General features: G+C 72.0%; 14 protein-coding genes. 8 read left to right on the forward strand and 6 right to left on the reverse strand.

The annotated features are described in order from the left end of the window. Positions 1–17: 17 nt before the first annotated feature. Genes QMK34_RS05980 through QMK34_RS06000 form a run of 5 tightly spaced genes read left to right on the forward strand, consistent with a single transcriptional unit; the run spans position 18 to position 7,271 of the window. Positions 18–1,331: an SWIM zinc finger family protein gene (locus QMK34_RS05980; RefSeq protein ID WP_326412354.1), complete on the forward strand. Its 1,314-nt coding sequence runs from the start codon at positions 18–20 to the stop codon at positions 1,329–1,331. Further along, complete coding sequence (locus tag QMK34_RS05985) at positions 1,328–2,758, forward strand: DUF5691 domain-containing protein (RefSeq protein WP_326412355.1); 1,431 nt, start codon at positions 1,328–1,330, stop codon at positions 2,756–2,758. Before QMK34_RS05980 ends, QMK34_RS05985 begins: the two co-directional genes overlap by 4 nt. Further along, positions 2,755–3,876 carry an ATP-binding protein gene (locus QMK34_RS05990; RefSeq protein WP_326412357.1) on the forward strand — a complete coding sequence of 374 codons (1,122 nt, stop codon included), beginning with the start codon at positions 2,755–2,757 and terminating at the stop codon, positions 3,874–3,876. Before QMK34_RS05985 ends, QMK34_RS05990 begins: the two co-directional genes overlap by 4 nt. A gap of 42 nt (positions 3,877–3,918) precedes the next feature. Next, positions 3,919–6,111, forward strand: a complete 2,193-nt coding sequence (locus tag QMK34_RS05995) for a DUF5682 family protein (protein WP_326412358.1) — start codon at positions 3,919–3,921, stop codon at positions 6,109–6,111. Further along, the gene (locus QMK34_RS06000; RefSeq protein WP_326412359.1) at positions 6,108–7,271 is read left to right on the forward strand and encodes a VWA domain-containing protein; all 1,164 of its coding nucleotides are present in this window, start codon (positions 6,108–6,110) and stop codon (positions 7,269–7,271) included. Before QMK34_RS05995 ends, QMK34_RS06000 begins: the two co-directional genes overlap by 4 nt. 34 nt (positions 7,272–7,305) lie before the next feature. On the opposite strand, the gene QMK34_RS06005 is transcribed toward QMK34_RS06000, so the two are convergent. From QMK34_RS06005 to QMK34_RS06015, 3 genes are read right to left on the reverse strand one after another with little or no spacing between them, the layout of a single operon-like run. Then, entirely contained in the window at positions 7,306–7,560 is a 255-nt protein-coding gene (locus QMK34_RS06005) for a hypothetical protein (RefSeq protein ID WP_326412361.1), read from the reverse strand. 30 nt (positions 7,561–7,590) lie between these two features. Further along, entirely contained in the window at positions 7,591–8,283 is a 693-nt protein-coding gene (locus QMK34_RS06010; protein ID WP_326412362.1) for a response regulator transcription factor, read from the reverse strand. Beyond that, positions 8,241–9,659, reverse strand: coding sequence for an amidase (locus QMK34_RS06015; RefSeq protein ID WP_326412363.1), 1,419 nt, complete (start codon positions 9,657–9,659; stop codon positions 8,241–8,243). The genes QMK34_RS06010 and QMK34_RS06015 overlap by 43 nt, the downstream gene beginning before the upstream one ends. A gap of 76 nt (positions 9,660–9,735) precedes the next feature. On the opposite strand from QMK34_RS06015, the gene QMK34_RS06020 reads away from it, so the two are divergent. Both QMK34_RS06020 and QMK34_RS06025 read left to right on the forward strand, forming a co-directional pair. After that, positions 9,736–10,677 carry a helix-turn-helix transcriptional regulator gene (locus tag QMK34_RS06020; protein WP_326412365.1) on the forward strand — a complete coding sequence of 314 codons (942 nt, stop codon included), beginning with the start codon at positions 9,736–9,738 and terminating at the stop codon, positions 10,675–10,677. Positions 10,678–10,718: 41 nt separating this feature from the next. Further along, positions 10,719–11,018, forward strand: coding sequence for a cupin domain-containing protein (locus QMK34_RS06025; RefSeq protein ID WP_326412367.1), 300 nt, complete (start codon positions 10,719–10,721; stop codon positions 11,016–11,018). 53 nt (positions 11,019–11,071) lie between these two features. On the opposite strand, the gene QMK34_RS06030 is transcribed toward QMK34_RS06025, so the two are convergent. Together QMK34_RS06030 and QMK34_RS06035 are read right to left on the reverse strand one after the other, a co-directional pair. Next, positions 11,072–11,281, reverse strand: coding sequence for a TOBE domain-containing protein (locus QMK34_RS06030; protein WP_326412369.1), 210 nt, complete (start codon positions 11,279–11,281; stop codon positions 11,072–11,074). A gap of 174 nt (positions 11,282–11,455) precedes the next feature. After that, entirely contained in the window at positions 11,456–12,112 is a 657-nt protein-coding gene (locus tag QMK34_RS06035; protein ID WP_326412371.1) for an HD domain-containing protein, read from the reverse strand. Between the two features lie 104 nt (positions 12,113–12,216). On the opposite strand from QMK34_RS06035, the gene QMK34_RS06040 reads away from it, so the two are divergent. Continuing rightward, on the forward strand, positions 12,217–15,525 hold the full coding sequence (locus QMK34_RS06040; protein WP_326412373.1) for a TIM-barrel domain-containing protein: 3,309 nt from the start codon (positions 12,217–12,219) through the stop codon (positions 15,523–15,525). A 71-nt stretch (positions 15,526–15,596) separates the two neighbouring features. Here the strand turns inward: QMK34_RS06040 and QMK34_RS06045 are convergent, their stop codons facing one another. After that, on the reverse strand, positions 15,597–16,382 hold the full coding sequence (locus QMK34_RS06045) for a DeoR/GlpR family DNA-binding transcription regulator (RefSeq protein WP_326412374.1): 786 nt from the start codon (positions 16,380–16,382) through the stop codon (positions 15,597–15,599). Positions 16,383–16,521: the final 139 nt, after the last annotated feature.

Here is a 16,521-nt window from a genome sequence, read left to right on the forward strand (position 1 = left end):
GGGATCGAGGGGGTCTGGTGACGGCATCGGTGGTGCCCTGGGGTGCCGAGCGCGTGATCGAGCTCGCGCCGGACGCGGCGTCGGCCAAGGCGGGTCGCGCGCAGGCTTCGGCGTCGAAATGGTCGGGGCTGGGCGCCTCGCCCGACGCGGTTTGGGGCGCCTGCAAAGGCAGCGGGCAAAAGCCTTACCAGGCGTGCGTGGAGCTCGACGAGCCCGCGTTCCGCTGTTCCTGTCCCAGCCGTAAATTCCCGTGCAAACACGCGCTCGGCCTGTTGCTGCTCTGGGCCGCTGGCGAGGTGCACGAGGGGCCACCGCCGGAGTGGGTCGGAGGCTGGCTCGACGGGCGCGCGGCCAAGGCCCAGCGCGCGGAAAAACGGGCCGCGCCTTCGACTCCGCGAAGTACGGAGGCTTCGGCGAAACGGGCCGGGGACAGGGCCGAGCGGGTCGCCGGTGGTGCCGCCGAGCTTCGTGAGTGGCTGACCGATCGGGCCCGGTCCGGGTTCGGCGGCCTGAGCGTGGGCGGCGCCGACGAGCTGCGCACGGTCGCCGCGCGCATGGTGGACGCGCAGGCTCCCGGGCTGGCCGGTGGCCTTCGCCGCGCCGCCGGGCTCGTCGGCCGTGGGCGTGACTGGCCCGGCGCCCTGCTTTCGGAACTCTCCCTGCTGTACGTGCTCGCGGAGGCGTGCACGCGGCTCGGCGAGCTGCCCACCGAGCTCGCCGAAACAGTGCGGACGCGGCTGGGGTTCACTGTGGACAGTGCGAAGGTGCTGGAGCACGGGGATCGGGTGGCCGATCTCTGGCTGGTCTGCGGAGTGGCGGACGAGGAGCACGACAGGCTCATCACCCGGCGGACATGGTTGCGCGGCAAGCACACCGGGCGGTTCGCACTGGTGCTGTCCTTCGCCCCGCAGGGCCGCCCACTGGACGGCTCGCTGCCCTCCGGCCACGTCGTGCCCGGCGAGCTGGCGTATTACCCGGGCTCGTCACCGCTGCGGGCGATGGTGGCCGAGCGCGGTGAACCCGTTCCCGCGCCCTGCCCCGATGGCGATTCCGTGGCGGCCTCGCTCGGCGCCCATGCCCGCGCCCTGGCGGCCGATCCCTGGCTGGACCGGTGGCCGATGCTGCTCTCCCGGGTGATACCGGCCCGGTACGAAAACGGGTTCGCACTGTCCGATGTGGAGGGTTCAGCGCTGCCGCTGGTGCCCGCCGCGGACCATTGGCCGTTGCTGGCGTTGTCCGCGGGCGCGCCGATCACCGTGGCCGCGGAGTGGACGACGTCCGGCCTGCGGCCGTTGGCCTGCTGGCACGAGGATCGGGCGGTGCGGCTGTGAAAGCCTGGGAAGAGCTGGTGAGCACGGCATTGCTCGGCACCCAGCGCCGAACCACCGACCCGGCCGCGTTACCCCCCGCGGTCGGCGCGAAGGTCGAGACGCGGGAAGATCCCGCCGAGGCGCTGCTGGCCACCGCCGCGCTGCTGACGAACTACCGGCGAGCCGGGCAAGTCCCCCTGTCCGGCACACTGCCGATGCCGGTCGCCGCCCCCGACGGCAGGCCGCTCATCCGGCCCGCCGCACGAGAGCGGCTGGCCCGGCTGCTGTCGGCGAACCGGCCCGAGCTGCTCGACGAATGGCTCGGCGCGGTCGCCGCCGCCGGGCTCCGGGTGCCGCCCGAACGGCTGCCCGCGCTGGCGGACGCGGCCCGCGCCCGGATCTCCCTGCGGGCGCCGCTGGTGGCGGTCGCGGGTTCGGCAGGCGGCTGGCTCGGCGAGCACAATCCGGAGTGGACGTTTCTCGCTTCGCCCATCCCGGACGGTGACGCCGACGTCTGGCGCTACGGCAACCTCGTCCAGCGCCGCGAGTGGCTGAGGAAGGCCCTCGCCGAAGACCCGGACGCCGCGCGTGTAGCGCTCACCGGCGCCTGGCGCGGCGAACCGGCCGAGGTGCGGGCCGGTTTTCTCGGTCTGCTCGGCGAGCATCTCCGCACAACGGACGAGCCGTTCCTCGAAGCCGCGCTGGACGATCGGGCCGTTTCGGTGCGCCAGCAGGCGATCGGCCTGCTGGGCACGCTTCCCGGGGCCGCGCTCGGGCACCGGATGGCCGAGCGGCTGCGGCCGCTCGTGCGGGTCCGCAAACGGGCGCTGCGCCCGGACGTCCTGCAGATCACCCTGCCGGACGCCGTGGACACGGCGCGCGACGGCGTCCGCGTGCCGGCGGGCCCCGAGCAGGGCACCGGGTGGCTGCGCCAGATCGTCGCGGCGACACCGCTGGCCTTCTGGGCGGAGTTCGGCCTGCCGCCCGGGGTGCTGCGCATGCCCGTCGAGGGGTGCGCGGCGGGCGTACTGCGCGAAAGCTGGGCCGCCGCCGCGGTCCGGCAGCGTGACGAACCGTGGGCGCGGGCGCTGCTGGCGGCGGACCCTGGCGGTCGCGGCGCGGCCGCGCTCGTCGGCGCGCTGGAGCCTCGAGCGCGGGCCGCGGCGGTCCTGGACCTCGCCACCCATGTGAACGCCGAGACGATGGCCAAGCTGATTCTCGAGCTGCCCGCGCCGTGGCCACGCGAGCTGGGGAGTGCCCTGCTCGGCTGGGTCGCCGCGCAGGGCGATCAGCGAGTAGTCGCCCACGCCGCGGTCGTCATCGCCCGGTCCGTACCGCCGAGCTGCCTGCGAGCCGTTGATCCCCTGCCCGAAGACGCCGCCCCCTGGCGGCGCGCACTGACCGAAACCCTGACCTTCCGTCGCGAAATGCATGAGGAGCTCGTATGACGTCCACGGTGCATTCCCCAGTGCCTTCCCGGGTGCCTTCCCCGGTGCTCCGGCCCCACGCCGAGCAGGACTACGCCGAGGAGCTGGCCGCACTGGCCGCCGACGACGATCGTGCCCGCCCGCCGTCCTGGCGGCTGTCGCCGTGGGCGGTGGTCCGGTACCTGCTCGGCGGCACCCTGTCCGACGGGACGGTGATCAGCCCCAAGTACGTCGGGCCACGACGGCTGATCGAGGTCGCGGTCGCCACCCTCGCCACCGATCGCGCGCTGCTGCTGCTCGGCGTCCCCGGCACGGCGAAGACCTGGGTGTCCGAGCACCTGTCCGCGGCGATCAGCGGGGACTCGACGCTGCTGGTCCAGGGCACCGCGGGCACGTCCGAGGAATCCATCCGCTACGGCTGGAACTACGCGCGGCTGATCGCCGAGGGGCCGAGCGAGCAGGCGATCGTGGAAAGCCCGGTGCTGCGCGCGATGCGGGACGGCAAGCTCGCCAGGCTCGAGGAGCTCACCCGCATCCCGGCCGACGTCCAGGACACGCTGATCACCATCCTGTCCGAGAAGACGCTGCCGGTGCCCGAGCTCAACACCGAGATCCAGGCGACACCGGGCTTCAACCTGATCGCCACGGCGAACAACCGGGACAAGGGCGTCAACGAGCTGTCCAGCGCGCTGCGCCGCCGGTTCAACACGGTGATCCTGCCGCTGCCGGACTCCGCGGACGCCGAGGTGGAGATCGTCAGCCGCCGGGTGGCCCAGCTCGGGACGTCGTTGCAGCTCCCCGCCGAAGCCGCCGAACTGTCCGAGATCCGCCGGGTGGTCACGGTGTTCCGCGAGCTGCGCTCGGGCCGCACCGAGGACGGCCGCACGGCCGTGAAGTCGCCGTCCGGCACGTTGTCGACCGCCGAGGCGATCAGCGTGCTCACCGGCGGGCTCGCGCTGGCCGCGCACTTCGGCGACGGGGTGCTCCGGCCGCACGACGTGGCCGCCGGGATCCACGGCGCGGTGGTGAAGGACCCGGTGGCCGATCGCGCGATCTGGATCGAGTACCTGGAGACCGTGGTCCGCGAACGCGACGGCTGGGCCGATTTCTACCGGGCGGGCCAGGAGTTCACGGGATGAGCCAAGCCTGGTTCGAGGGGGCACAGCGTGAGGGGGCACAGCATGAGTGAGCCCGCCACCCAGCTGCTCGGGATCCGGCACCACGGGCCGGGGTCCGCGCGCGCGGTGGCCGCCCGGCTGGCCGAGCTGGCGCCGGACGTCGTGCTGATCGAAGGTCCCCCGGAGGCCGACGCGCTGGTGGCGCTGGCGGCGGAGGACGCGATGCGGCCGCCGGTCGCGCTGCTGGCCTACGCGACGGACGACGTCTCCCGCGCCGCGTTCTGGCCGTTCGCCGTGTTCAGTCCCGAGTGGCAGGCCGTCCGCTACGCCACCGCGGCCGGTGTCCCGGTGCGGTTCTGCGACCTGCCCGCCGCCTACCAGTTCGCGGCCGAGCCGGCGGAACCGGGCGCCGGCCGCTCGGCCGACCCGCTGGCCGAGCTGGCCGCCGCGGGCGGGTACGACGATCCCGAACGCTGGTGGGACGACGTGATCGAGTCGCGGCGCGGCGGCGCCTCGCCGTTCGCGGTGATCGCCGAGGCGATGAGCGCGTTGCGGGAGGGCGAAGGCCCCGGCGAGGTGCGGGAGCAGCGTCGCGAGGCGTACATGCGGACGGTGTTGCGCAAGGCCCGCAAGGACGGGTTCGAGCGGATCGCCGTGGTCTGCGGGGCCTGGCACGTGCCCGCACTGTCCGAGCCGCTGCCGCCCGCCGCGCGGGACCAGTCCGTCCTCAAAGGACTCGCGAAGCGGAAGGTCGCCTGCACCTGGGTGCCGTGGACGCACGGCAGGCTCGCGGCGGGCAGCGGTTACGGCGCCGGGGTGCGCTCGCCCGGCTGGTACCACCATCTGTTCACCACCGCCGAGGACGTGACGGCCCGCTGGCTGACCGAGGTCGCCGGGGTGCTGCGCGAGGAGGATCTCCCGGTCTCGACGGCGCACGTGATCGAGGCGGTCCGGCTGGCGGAAGCCCTCGCCGCCCTGCGCGGCCGGTCCTCCGCCGGGCTGGCCGAGGTCTCCGAGGCGACCAGGGCCGTGCTCTGCGCGGGGGACGACGTCCGGGCCGGGCTCGTCACCCGCAGGCTCGTGGTCGGCGAGCGGCTGGGCGAGGTGCCGGACCACGTTCCCCAGGCCCCGCTCGCGGCCGACCTGATCGCCACGGCGAAACGGCTGCGGCTCAAGCGGGATCCGCTGGTCCGCGAGCTCGACCTCGACCTGCGCACCCCCGGCGGGCTCGAGCGTTCCCAGCTGCTGCACCGGCTGCGAGTGCTCGGGATCGCTTGGGGCAGCAGGGACGCGTCGGCCCGGCGGAACAAGGGCACGTTCCGCGAAACCTGGCAGCTGGCCTGGGAGCCGGGATTCGAGGTGGACCTGGTGGCGGCCGCGGTGCACGGGACCACCGTGGCCTCGGCCTCGGCCGAGGTCGTCCGCGGCGCCGTCGCCGGGACGCCCCCGCTGGCCGAGATCACCACGGCGGTCGAGGACTGCCTCCTGGCGGATCTGCCCGCCGCCCTGCCCGAAGCGCTGGCCGCGCTCGACGCCCGCGCCGCCGCGGACGCGGACGTGGCACAGCTCATGGCGGCGCTGCCCGCTCTGGCCAGGGCGACGCGGTACGGCGATGTCCGCGGCACCGGCACCGAGGCGCTGCGCGCGGTGGCCCTGCGGATGCTGGCGCGGGTCTGCGCCGGCCTCCCGCCGGCGACACACGGCATCGACGACGAAGCGGCCGCGCTGTTCTGCAAGCTGGTCGGCGGCGTGCACGACGCGACCACCCTGCTCGGTGACCCGGCGAAGGAGCGGTGGCTGTTCGCGCTGTCCCGGCTCGCCGGACGCGAGTCCTTGCCGCCGTTACTGGCCGGGCGGCTCACCCGCATCCTGCACGACGCCGACAGGCTGGACGCCGAAGCGGTGGAGCGGCGGCTCGGCCTAGTGCTCACCGCGGGCGTCGAACCCGCGGCCGGCGCGGCCTATGTCGAGGGCTTCTTCGACGGCGGCGGCCTGCTCCTGGTGCACGACGAGCGGCTGCTGCGGGTCATCGACGGCTGGCTCGCGGCGATCCCCGCCGGACTGTTCACCGAGGTGCTTCCGTTGCTGCGACGCACATTCGGGGCCTTCGCGCGCCCGGAGAAGCGGGCGATCGGGGAACGGGCGGCCGCGCTGTCCGGCCCGGCGGTGGTGGCCGTGGCGGACAGCGAACTGGACGAACGGCGGGCGGAGAGCGTCCTGCCGGTATTGGCGACCTTGCTGGGGGTGGGTGGATGACCACGCGGATCGAAGAGGCGGACCGGCTGCGCCGCTGGCGGCTGGTGCTCGGCGGCGCGGACGACGGCACCGCGCGGGCACTGTCCGGTGAGGACAGTGAGATCGACGCGGTGCTGGCCGCGCTGTACGACGGGCGCGAGGACTCCGCGCGCGGCGAGCCGCGCGGAGCGAACCTCGCGGCGTCCGCGCCCAAGGTCGCGCGCTGGCTGGGCGACATCCGGAAGTACTTCCCCAGCACTGTCGTCCAGGTGATGCAGCGCGACGCGGTCGACCGGCTGGGACTGACCAGGCTCCTGCTCGAACCGGAGCTGCTGTCCGCGGTCGAGCCTGACGTGCACCTGGTCGGCACGCTGCTGTCCCTCAACGGGGTGATCCCCGAGGAGACGAAGGAAACCGCGCGCGAAGTAGTGCGCAAGGTGGTGACCGATCTGGAACGCCGGCTCGCCGAACGCACCAGGGCCGCGGTCAAGGGCGCCCTCGACCGCGCCACCAGGACCCACCGCCCGCGCCCGGCCGACATCGACTGGTCGCGGACCATCCAAGCGAACCTTCGGCACTACTCCCCCGAGCTGAAGACGATCGTGCCGGAACGGCTGATCGGCTACGGACGGCGTCAGCACAGCGTGCGGCGGGAGGTGATCCTCGCCGTCGATCAGTCCGGTTCGATGGCGGAGTCGGTCGTCTACTCAGGACTGTTCGGCGCCGTGCTCGCCTCGATGCGCGCACTGCGCACGAGGTTCGTCGCGTTCGACACCGCGGTGGCCGACCTCACCGAGCTCCTGGACGACCCGGTCGACGTGCTGTTCGGCACCCAGCTCGGGGGCGGCACCGACATCAACCGGGCGCTGGCCTACTGCCAGGGCCTGATCACCCGCCCGGAGGACACGCTCTTGGTGCTGATCAGCGACCTCTACGAGGGCGGCGTCCGCGAGGACCTGCTCCGCCGGGTCGGCGAACTGGTCGGGGCCGGGGTGCAGGTGGTGGCACTGCTGGCCCTGTCCGACTCCGGGGCGCCCTCCTACGACCGGGAGAACGCGGCGGCGCTGGTGGAGCTGGGAGTGCCCGCGTTCGCCTGCACCCCGGACCTGTTCCCCGAGCTGTTGGCGGCCGCGATCCGCCGCGAGGACCTCGGCGGCTGGGCGGCCACCATGACGGCTTGACTCAGCTCGCGGGCCGGTTTCGTGCTGACTGTGGTCATGCTCGGTCCGTCCGGGTGGCACGGTCGAACAACCCCACCACGTCTCGGGTGTCGCCGGTCAGGTGGGAACCGCAGCGGAGGGCCGATGGCCGCCGGATGGTCATCGCCATGGTCCGGGTGCCGAACGGGCCCGCGGGCTGTCCGCGGCGCAGGACGTCCTGCAGGGGCCCGGGACTCGCGCCGTAGGCCGACGCGTCGACGTCGCGCTTGGTGTCCTCGGCCGCGTCGGTGAAATGCATCGCGATCGCCATCAGTGCCCGCACCGCTCGGTCGACTTAGCGTCAAGGACCAGGTTCAGCGCACGAGCCAGTCGCGAATCCCGCGTCGCGGGCGAGCACGATCGCTTGCGCCCGGTCCGGCACGCCGAGGCCCGCCAACACTGCGGAAACGTGGTTGCGCACCGTTTTCGGGGTCAGCCGCAGTCGCCGCGCGATGGCGCCGTTCGGCAGGCCTTCGGCCACGAGCGCGAGCACTTCCCGCTGACGAGCCGTGAGCCGGGAAAGCCGCTCTGGCGGACCGGCGAACAACGCGGTGACGTACCGGGTCACCGAAGCGTCGAAGACGGCCGAGCCGCGGGCGACGCTGATGATCGCTTGCCCGAGCTGGTCCGGCTTCACCGGCTTGAGCAGGTATCCCCGGGCCCCCGCCCGGAACGCCGCCCGCACCGAACCGCGGTCCTCGGCGTCGGTCAGCACGAGGCCCGCCGTGCCCGGGGCCGAGCGCCCGCTCTCCGCGATGGCCTCGAAACCGTCCCGTTCACCCGACCGGGGGTCGATGAGCAGGACGTCCGGACGACACCGGAGGACCTCCCGCACCGCCTCCTGCCCGATACCCGTCTCGGCGACCACCGTGACGCCCGTCCGCGCCAGTAGCGCTCGCACCCGCTCGCGCGCGACGCCGTGGTCGTCGGCGAGCACGACGGTCGGGCCGGTCACGGCTTGCTCGCGAAACACGGCGGAATCCGGTCCCGCCATGGCACCGCTTCTTCGAGCTGGGCCGCGACCCGGATCAGCACGTCTTCGCGTCCGTACGGGGCGGCGAACTGCACGCCGATCGGCACGCCGCCCACGCTGTGCCCCAGCGGCAGGCTCAACGCGGGCTGCCCGGCCAGGTTGAACACCACTGTGAACGGCCCGTGCGCGAACAGCTTTTCCAGCCAGCCGCGGAGGGTGTGCCCCTCTTCGCCGGACGACAGCGTGCCGTGCGGTGGCGGCAGCTCGCCGAGCGTCGGGGTCACCAGCAGGTCGTAGCCGGTGAAGAACGCTCCCACCACCCGGCTGACGCGGTTCTGCGCGTCGAGCATGGCCACCAGGTCGAGCGCGCTGAGCTCCGCGGCTTCCGCGAGCAGAGCCCGCGAGACCGCTTCCAGCCTGGCCGGGTCCGGGCGTCCCGGCGCGGTGAGGAAGGGCGCGGCGATGGCGGCTTCCGCGGCTTCCGTGCCGTGGACGACGTCCTCCCAGTCGAGTGCCGGGCTCGCCTCGGTGACGTCGTGGCCCAGCTCCGCCAGCAGTTCGGCGGTCTTCAGCGTCACCTCGGCCACCTCGGGATCCACCGCCACCCCGGACCAGGCTCGGACCGTCACCGCCACCCGCAGGCGGCCGGGCCCGATTCCAAGCTCGTCGGCGTACGGCCGCGGCGGCGGGGGCGCGGTGTACTTGTCCCCGACGCCGGGGCCCTGGACGGCGTCGAGCAGGTGGGCCGCGTCGCGCACCGTGCGGGTGAGCGCGAACTCCGCCAGCGCCCCGAAGGCCGGGTCACCGGAGTCCGGCCCGGTCGGCGTGCGGCCCCTGCTCGGCTTCAGCCCGACCAGCCCGCAGCACGAGGCGGGGATCCGGACGGAGCCCGCCGAGTCGTTGGCGTGGGCCATCGGCACCGCGCCGGCCGCGACCAGCGCGGCGGCTCCCCCGCTGGACCCGCCCACCCCCCTGGCGAGGTCCCAGGGGTTGCGGGTCGGCCCGGTCCTGGCCGGCTCGGTGGCGTAGCTGAGCCCCAGTTCCGGCGCCGTTGTCAGGCCGAGGACGGCCAGACCGGCGGCGCGGAAGCGGCGCGTCAGGTCGTGATCGTGCCGGGCGCGCACCCCCCGCAAGCTGCGGCTGCCCGCGAAGAACTCGACGCCTTCGGCCATCGGCCCGCTGTCCTTGAGCAGGAACGGCACGCCGCCGAACGGTCCCGCGCCCGCGTGGCCGAGCGCGGTCTCGAACACCGGCGAGGCCAGTCCGTTGACCTCGGGGTTCACCCGGTCGAGGGCCCGCCGCGCCGCGGACTCGACCTCGGCGGCGGTGACCTCGCCCGCCACGATGAGGGCGCGGAGCCCGACCGCGTCGTACCGCGAGTACTCGTGAAGATCCATGTCCCCGAGCCTGACGGAGCTCGCGGCAGCCGGAAATCCCCAGATCTGGGGGGTAGGGCTGGTTCATACTGGCGGAATGGGCACCGACGCGAACACCGTGCCGGAACTGGGCCGCGATCTCTCCCGGCGGCTCTGGCGGCACGTCCCGCACGACGGGTTCATGCTGTCCGGGCAGGATCCGATCACCGGCGCGGGCTGTTTCCTCACCGAGGAACACGGCTACGGCGGCGAGTACTTCCACCGGTTGCAGCTCGACGACGTCCAGGGCCGGTCCGAGCAGCCGTTCAGCAGGCTCATCGAGGGACCGGTGCCCATCGCCACGATGAACTCCGGGCAGCCGGGCTTCGGCGACGAGCTGCGGCTCGCGCTGATCCACGGCGGGATCGCCTGGGGCACGCTCATCCTGCTGCGCGAAAGCGGACGCCCCTCGTTCTCGGCGGACGAGCTCGCCCACGCCCGGCAGCTCGTCGTGCCACTGGCACTGACGGTGAAGGCCTTCGTGACCCGCACCGCCCCACGTCCCCGGCGGTCGGCGGCCGCGCCGGGGGTGATCGTCGTCGGCCAGGACGACCGGATCAAGACCGCGACGCCGACCGGCCGCGACTGGCTGCGCGCCTGCGTGCCGTATCTCGACCTCCCCGACGACGAGGCGCTGGCGATCACGGTCTGGAACCTCACCTTCGCCGCGCGGCACGGCAGCGGGGCGGCACTGAGCCGCATCCCGGCCGCCGAAGGCTGGATCGGGCTGCGGGCTCAGCTGCTCGGCGACTCCGGCGAGGTGGCGATCACCGTGCAGGCCGCCACCGCCGAGGTGCTGCTGCCCGCGGTCGCGGCGTGGTACGGGATCACCCGCCGGGAACGCTCGGTGGTGGAACAAGCGCTGGAAGGCGCGCCCGCCAAGCAGATCGCCCGTCACCTCGACCTGTCGCCCCACACCGTGAACGACCACTTCAAGGCCGTGTACCGCAAGCTCGGCGTGCACAGCAGGGAAGAGCTCGTCGCCGTCCTCTCCGGCTGAACCGCTGCGCGAGGGGTCGCCGCCGGGCTAGCCTCCGAAGCATGACAGAGCAGAACATCGAAGGACGCGACGTCGGCTCGGGGATCTCGATCATCCGGGAGGCCACGGACGAGGTGGGCTCCGGTCCGCGGCTGCACCGGCACCCGTACCGGGAGACTTTCGTGATCGTGCGCGGGCGGGCGCTGTTCACCCTCGGGGACGAGCAGCGGGAGGCGGGCGGCGGCGAGGTGCTGGTGGTCGCGGCGGGCACCCCGCACAAGTTCGCGGTGCTCGGGCCGGGGACCTACGAAGCCGTGCACATCCACGAGAGCGACCACTTCATCACCGAATGGCTCGAATGAGCCCACGACTGTCCGATGAGGACGGTGCGACCGTCCTCATCGGACCTTTCGGGTCACTCCACGCCGAGCATGACCTCGGTGGACTTCACCAGCGCGGTGACCGGCTTGCCCACCTCGAGGCCGAGGTCCTCGGCGGCCTCCTTGGTGATGGACGCGGTGACCTGCTGGCCGCCGTCGAGGTCGACAGTGACGACCGTCATCACCGCACCGGCCTTGACGGCCGCGACGGTCCCGGTGAGCTGGTTGCGGGTGGAAAGACGCATCGGGGGAACTCCTCGGAAATCACTGGTGGGCACTGATCGAGCCCAGCTTAGAGAGCCCACGCGCACCGCGCTGACCAGCGAAAACACCGGATCCGCAGGTGCGTCGCCAAGATCAGGAGCGCGGCCGCAGCCACGGGGAAAGACCCGGTATCGCCCCGCGATATTCGCCCGGTGTCACCGGGCCTGTCCGCCGGAACGCGCCCAGCCGCGTCGCTCGCCCTCGTCGATGAGCCGCTTGCCCGCCTCCCAGAGCGCCGCCGAGGCGTCGCCGATGACGGCCTTGCGAGCCCGCACGGTCTCCGCGGTGACCCCGGGGGTCCGCCAGGTGCCGCCCTTCGCCATCCAGTTGAGCAGGAGCGGCTGGAGCCGGTCCATGGCCTTGGCGAACCGGGCCTCCGGCGTGGACCGCGCTTCGAACTCGTCCCACAACGACCGGAACTCCCGCGCCTGGTCCCCTGGCAGCAGGCCGAACAGCCTGTCCGCGGCCGCCGCTTCGCGCTCCTGCTGGCTCGTGCCCGCCTCGGTGTCGTAGAGCGGGGTGTCGCCCGCGTAGATCTCGATGAGGTCGTGGACGATGACGAGCTTGGTCGTGTGGCCGACGTCGATGGGCTCGTCGGCGTACTCCGCCAGCAACGGCACCATGAGCGCGAGATGCCAGGAGTGCTCCGCGTCGTTTTCGCGGCGATCGGCGGCGGCGAGCGGCGACTGCCTCAGGACGGTCTTCAGCTTGTCGGCCTCGATCAGGAAGGTGAACTGGGCGCGCAGCCGGGGATCGAGCGCGGCCGGGAGCGGGTTGGCGTCCTCGAGAAGCTCTGACTCGGAGTGGGTCACGCCACCAGGGTGCCAGACCGATCACGACCAATGGCGGAGTGACAACGCCCACCATGTGCAGTAGAACAACTATACTGTTCAATACTGCGCGATCGGAGCTCACATTGAGCACTTACTTGCATAGGCGCTCCAGGGGACGGCCGGTACTGCTGGTGCTGGCGTTGCTGCTGGGCCTCACCCTGCCCGGGGTCACCGCCGGTGCGGCGGGCGCCACCACACTGGGCGCCGTCACCGGATTCACCCCCGACCAGGCCACCGGTGCGTTCACACTGGCGGCGGGCAAGGCCAAGGTGAAGGTCGTCTTCCTGGCCGACGACGTCTTCCGGCTCTGGCTCGCGCCGGACGGGGTGTTCACCGACCCTGCCAACACTCCCCCGGCCGATCCCACGGCACCGGGCTCGAACATCGTGGTCAAGCACGACTACGCGGTGCCGTCCGTCCAGTGGACGGACGCCGGGGCCTACTACTCGCTGCGCACCAAGTCCGCCGAGGTGCGGGCGTACAAGAAGGCACTCCGGTTCGGGCTCTACCGGCCCGACGGCAGCCGGATCTGGGAGGAGCAGAAGCCGCTGAGCTGGACCGGCACGGCCACCACCCAGGAGCTCAGCCGCGGCCCGGCCGAGCAGTTCCTCGGCGGCGGCATGCAGAACGGCCGGTTCTCGCACCGCGACCAGACGATCAAGGTCTCGCAGGACGAGAACTGGGAGGACGGCGGCAACCCCAACGCCTCGCCGTACTACCTGAGCTCGGCGGGCTACGGCGTGCTGCGCAACACCTTCACCCCGGGCACCTATTCGTTCAAGAGCCCGGTGAGCACGACCCAGGACGAGAAGCGGTTCGACGCCTACTACTTCGTCGGCGACTTCAAGAACTCGCTCAACCGGTACACCGAGCTGACCGGGCGCCCGTTCCTGCCGCCGATGTACGGCATGGAGTACGGCGACTCGGACTGCTACAACCGCGGCCACTACGGCGTCGACCCGGACCCGAAGAACGACTACAAGGCCCAGCCGGACAAGCAGACGACGCTGGACGCGGTCAAGGTCGCGCAGAGGTTCCAAGACGAGGACATGCCGCACGGCTGGATGCTCGTCAACGACGACTACGGCTGCGGCTACAGCGCGAACCTCGACTACGAGTACAACCAGGACCGCCAAGCCTACACCGGCATCCGCGACGTCGACGCGCTCACCAAGACAGGTGACGAGTTGCGCAAGCGCAACACCGAGATGGGGCTGTGGACCGAGCAGAAGCTCGACAAGCAGGCCGACGAGGTCGGCAAGGCGGGCGTCCGGATCCGCAAGCTCGACGTCGCCTGGGTCGGCCCCGGCTACCGGCACGCGCTGAGCGGCTGCGACGACGCCTACAACGGCATCGAGCAGCACAGCGACGCCCGCGGGTTCGCCTGGATGGTCGAGGGCTGGGCCGGTGCGCAGCGGTGCGCGGTGCAGTGGACCGGCGACCACGCGGGCAGCCTGGACGCGATCAAGTGGCAGATCCCGGCCGTGGCCGGTTCCGGCAACTCCGGGATCGCCTACAGCGCGGGCGACGTCGACGGCATCTTCGGCGGCAGCGACACCAGCTACGTCCGCGACCTGCAGTGGAAGGTCTTCAACCCGGCACTGATGAGCATGAGCGGCTGGGCGAACCCGACCTCCAAACAGCCGTGGAGCCGGGGCGAGCCGTACACCGCGATCAACCGGAACTACCTGAAACTGCGTGAGCGGCTGCTGCCGTTCCTGTACAGCTACGCCGCGCAGGCGCACAAGAGCGGCTTGCCGATCGACCGGTCGGTGGCGCTGGAATACCCGAACGACCCGAAAGCGTACGACGACAGCACGAAGTACGAGTTCCTTGCCGGGCAAGAGTTCCTGGTCGCGCCGATGTTCGACACCGGCGAGGTCAAAAACGGGATCTACCTGCCGGAAGGCACCTGGACCGACTACTGGACCGGCCGCACGTACCAGGGTCCGACCACAGTGGACGGTTACTACGCGCCGCTCGACCGGCTGCCGCTGTTCGTGAAGGCGGGTGCGGTGGTGCCGATGTTCCGTGACGGCATCAACAGTGAGAAGGAGCAGAAGCCGGGCGACCGTGTCACCGTGGACGTCTACCCGCAGGGGAACTCGTCGTTCACGATGTACGAGGACGACCGGGCGACCCGCGCGTACCAGCAGGGCAAGTCCGCGGAACAGCGGTTCGACGTCCTCGCGCCGGACCACGCGCGCGGCGACGTCACGGTCCGCATCGGCGAAAGCCGCGGGGCCTACGCGAACAAGCCGTCGAACCGGCCGTACGAGCTGACCGTCCACACGGGAACCGCGCCCGGCGCGGTCCGGACCGACAGCGGCGCGTTGCCGCAGCTGCGGACGAAAGCGGAGTACGACGCCGCCCAGACCGGCTGGTACTACGCCGCGGAGGATCGCGGCGGGGTGGTTTCGGTCAAGACCCCGGCCGTGCCGACCGGGCGCAGTGCCAGCGTGACGCTGATCAAGACCAGCTCGATCGGCGGCGGTGACCGGCTCGGCGACACGCGGGGCAAGCCCACGCTGGCCTCGCCGCAGCTGTGGAACGGGCCGGGTCAGGCCACCGAGGTGTCGGCGAGTTTCCACAACGACACCGCGGTGGTGGCGCAGAACGTCAAACTCGGGCTCGGGCTGCCGCAGGGCTTCACCGCGCGGCCGCAGAGCACGGACACGTTCACCCGGGTGCGTCCCGGTGAGACGGTGTCGGCGAAGTTCGACGTGACTCCCGGAACGACGGTCAAACCGGGCGGTTACACCGTGCGACTCGACTCGGCGTACACCGCGCGCGGTGCCGGGTACACGACCAGCACGGTCACCACGGCGTCGATCCCGTTCGCGTCGATCGCCCAGGCGTACAACACCGTCGGCGTGAGCGACTCGGCGACGTATGGGAAGGGCAACTTCGACGGGAGCGGCAACAGCTTCCCGGCCGAAGCGCTGGCCGCGGCGGGCTACCAACCGGGAGCGGCGGTGACCGCCAACGGGGTCAAGTTCCAGTGGCCCTCCCCGGCTCCCGGCACGGCGAACGTCGCGAAAGGCCAAGGCGGGCAGCCGATCCTGCTGTCCGGCACCGGGACGACGGTGAACTTCCTGGCTTCGGGCGCGAGCACCCAGGCCACCGGCGAGGTCGTCGCGCTGTACACCGACGGCACCTCCTCGAAGGCCCAGCTGACCGTGCCGAACTGGTCATTCCAGGACGCCACGACCGGCGGCAGCAAGCTCGCGGTGGCGGTGAAGGGCCGCTACACCCCCGGCGGCCTGGCCAACACCGACGTGGACTACCGGGTGTTCACCAACAGCATCGCGCTCACCCCCGGCAAAACGCTGCGCGCGATCCGGTTGCCGACCTCGGCGACCATCGGGGTGTTCGCGATGACCCTCACCTAGCGAACGTCATGAAAGGGTCTTTCCGGGCAGAAATTGCCTGGAAAGACCCTTTCATGACATCCGGGGACGGGTCAGACGGTCAGGACCGTGACGCCGGCGGCTTCGAAGGCCTGGACCGCGGCCGGGTCGGCGTCGGTGTCCGTGACCAGGGTTTCGACGCGGTCGATCGGGCAGATCTGGGCGAACGCGCGGCGGCCGAGCTTCGAGCTGTCGGCCACGGCGATCACCCGCTGGGCACGGTCGGCCATCAGGCGGTTGATGCTCGCCTCGCCCTCGTGGTGTGCCGAGGCGCCGAGCGTCGCGTCGATCGCGTCCACCCCGAGCACGAGGACGTCCATCGTCAGCTCGCCCAGCACGCGGGTGGCGAGCGGGCCGCTGAGCTCGAACGACTGCGGCCGCGCCACCCCGCCCGTCACGACGATCTTGACGTTGGGGCGCACGGTGAGCTCGTTGGCGATGTTCAGCGCGTTGGTCACCACGGTCAGGCCGGGCTCCTCGTTGCGGCTGGCCAGATCGGTCCGCATGGCCAGGGCCCGCGCGACACCGGTCGTGGTCGTGCCGCCGTTGAGGCCGACCGCCATCCCGCGTTCGATCAGCGCGGCGGCCGCGGCGCTGATCCGCTGCTTCTCCGGCGCGTTGCGCGCGGTCTTGTAGCGCAGCGGCAGGTCGTAGGCGAAATCGTTGGCCACCGCCCCGCCACGGGTGCGGGTCAGCAGCTGCTGCTCAGCGAGGTGGTCGAGGTCGCGGCGGATGGTCGCCGCGGAGACGTCCAGCTCCTCGGCCACGTCCTCGACGTCGAGTTTCTCCCGCTGGCCGAGCAGGTCCAGCAGCGTGCTCAGCCGTTCGTGCCGGGCCATCGGCGGTACTCCCTGCGTCTCGAGTGCAGACCACCTGCCCAGATCGATACAGTGCGGTCACCGGGAATGGTGACACATCGATGCGTGCCGGCCGCGGCCAACACGCATCGATGTGCACTTTACGCTCCGGCTCCATGCA

It is taken from the genome of Amycolatopsis sp. H20-H5, assembly GCF_035828755.1.
GTDB lineage: Bacteria > Actinomycetota > Actinomycetes > Mycobacteriales > Pseudonocardiaceae > Amycolatopsis.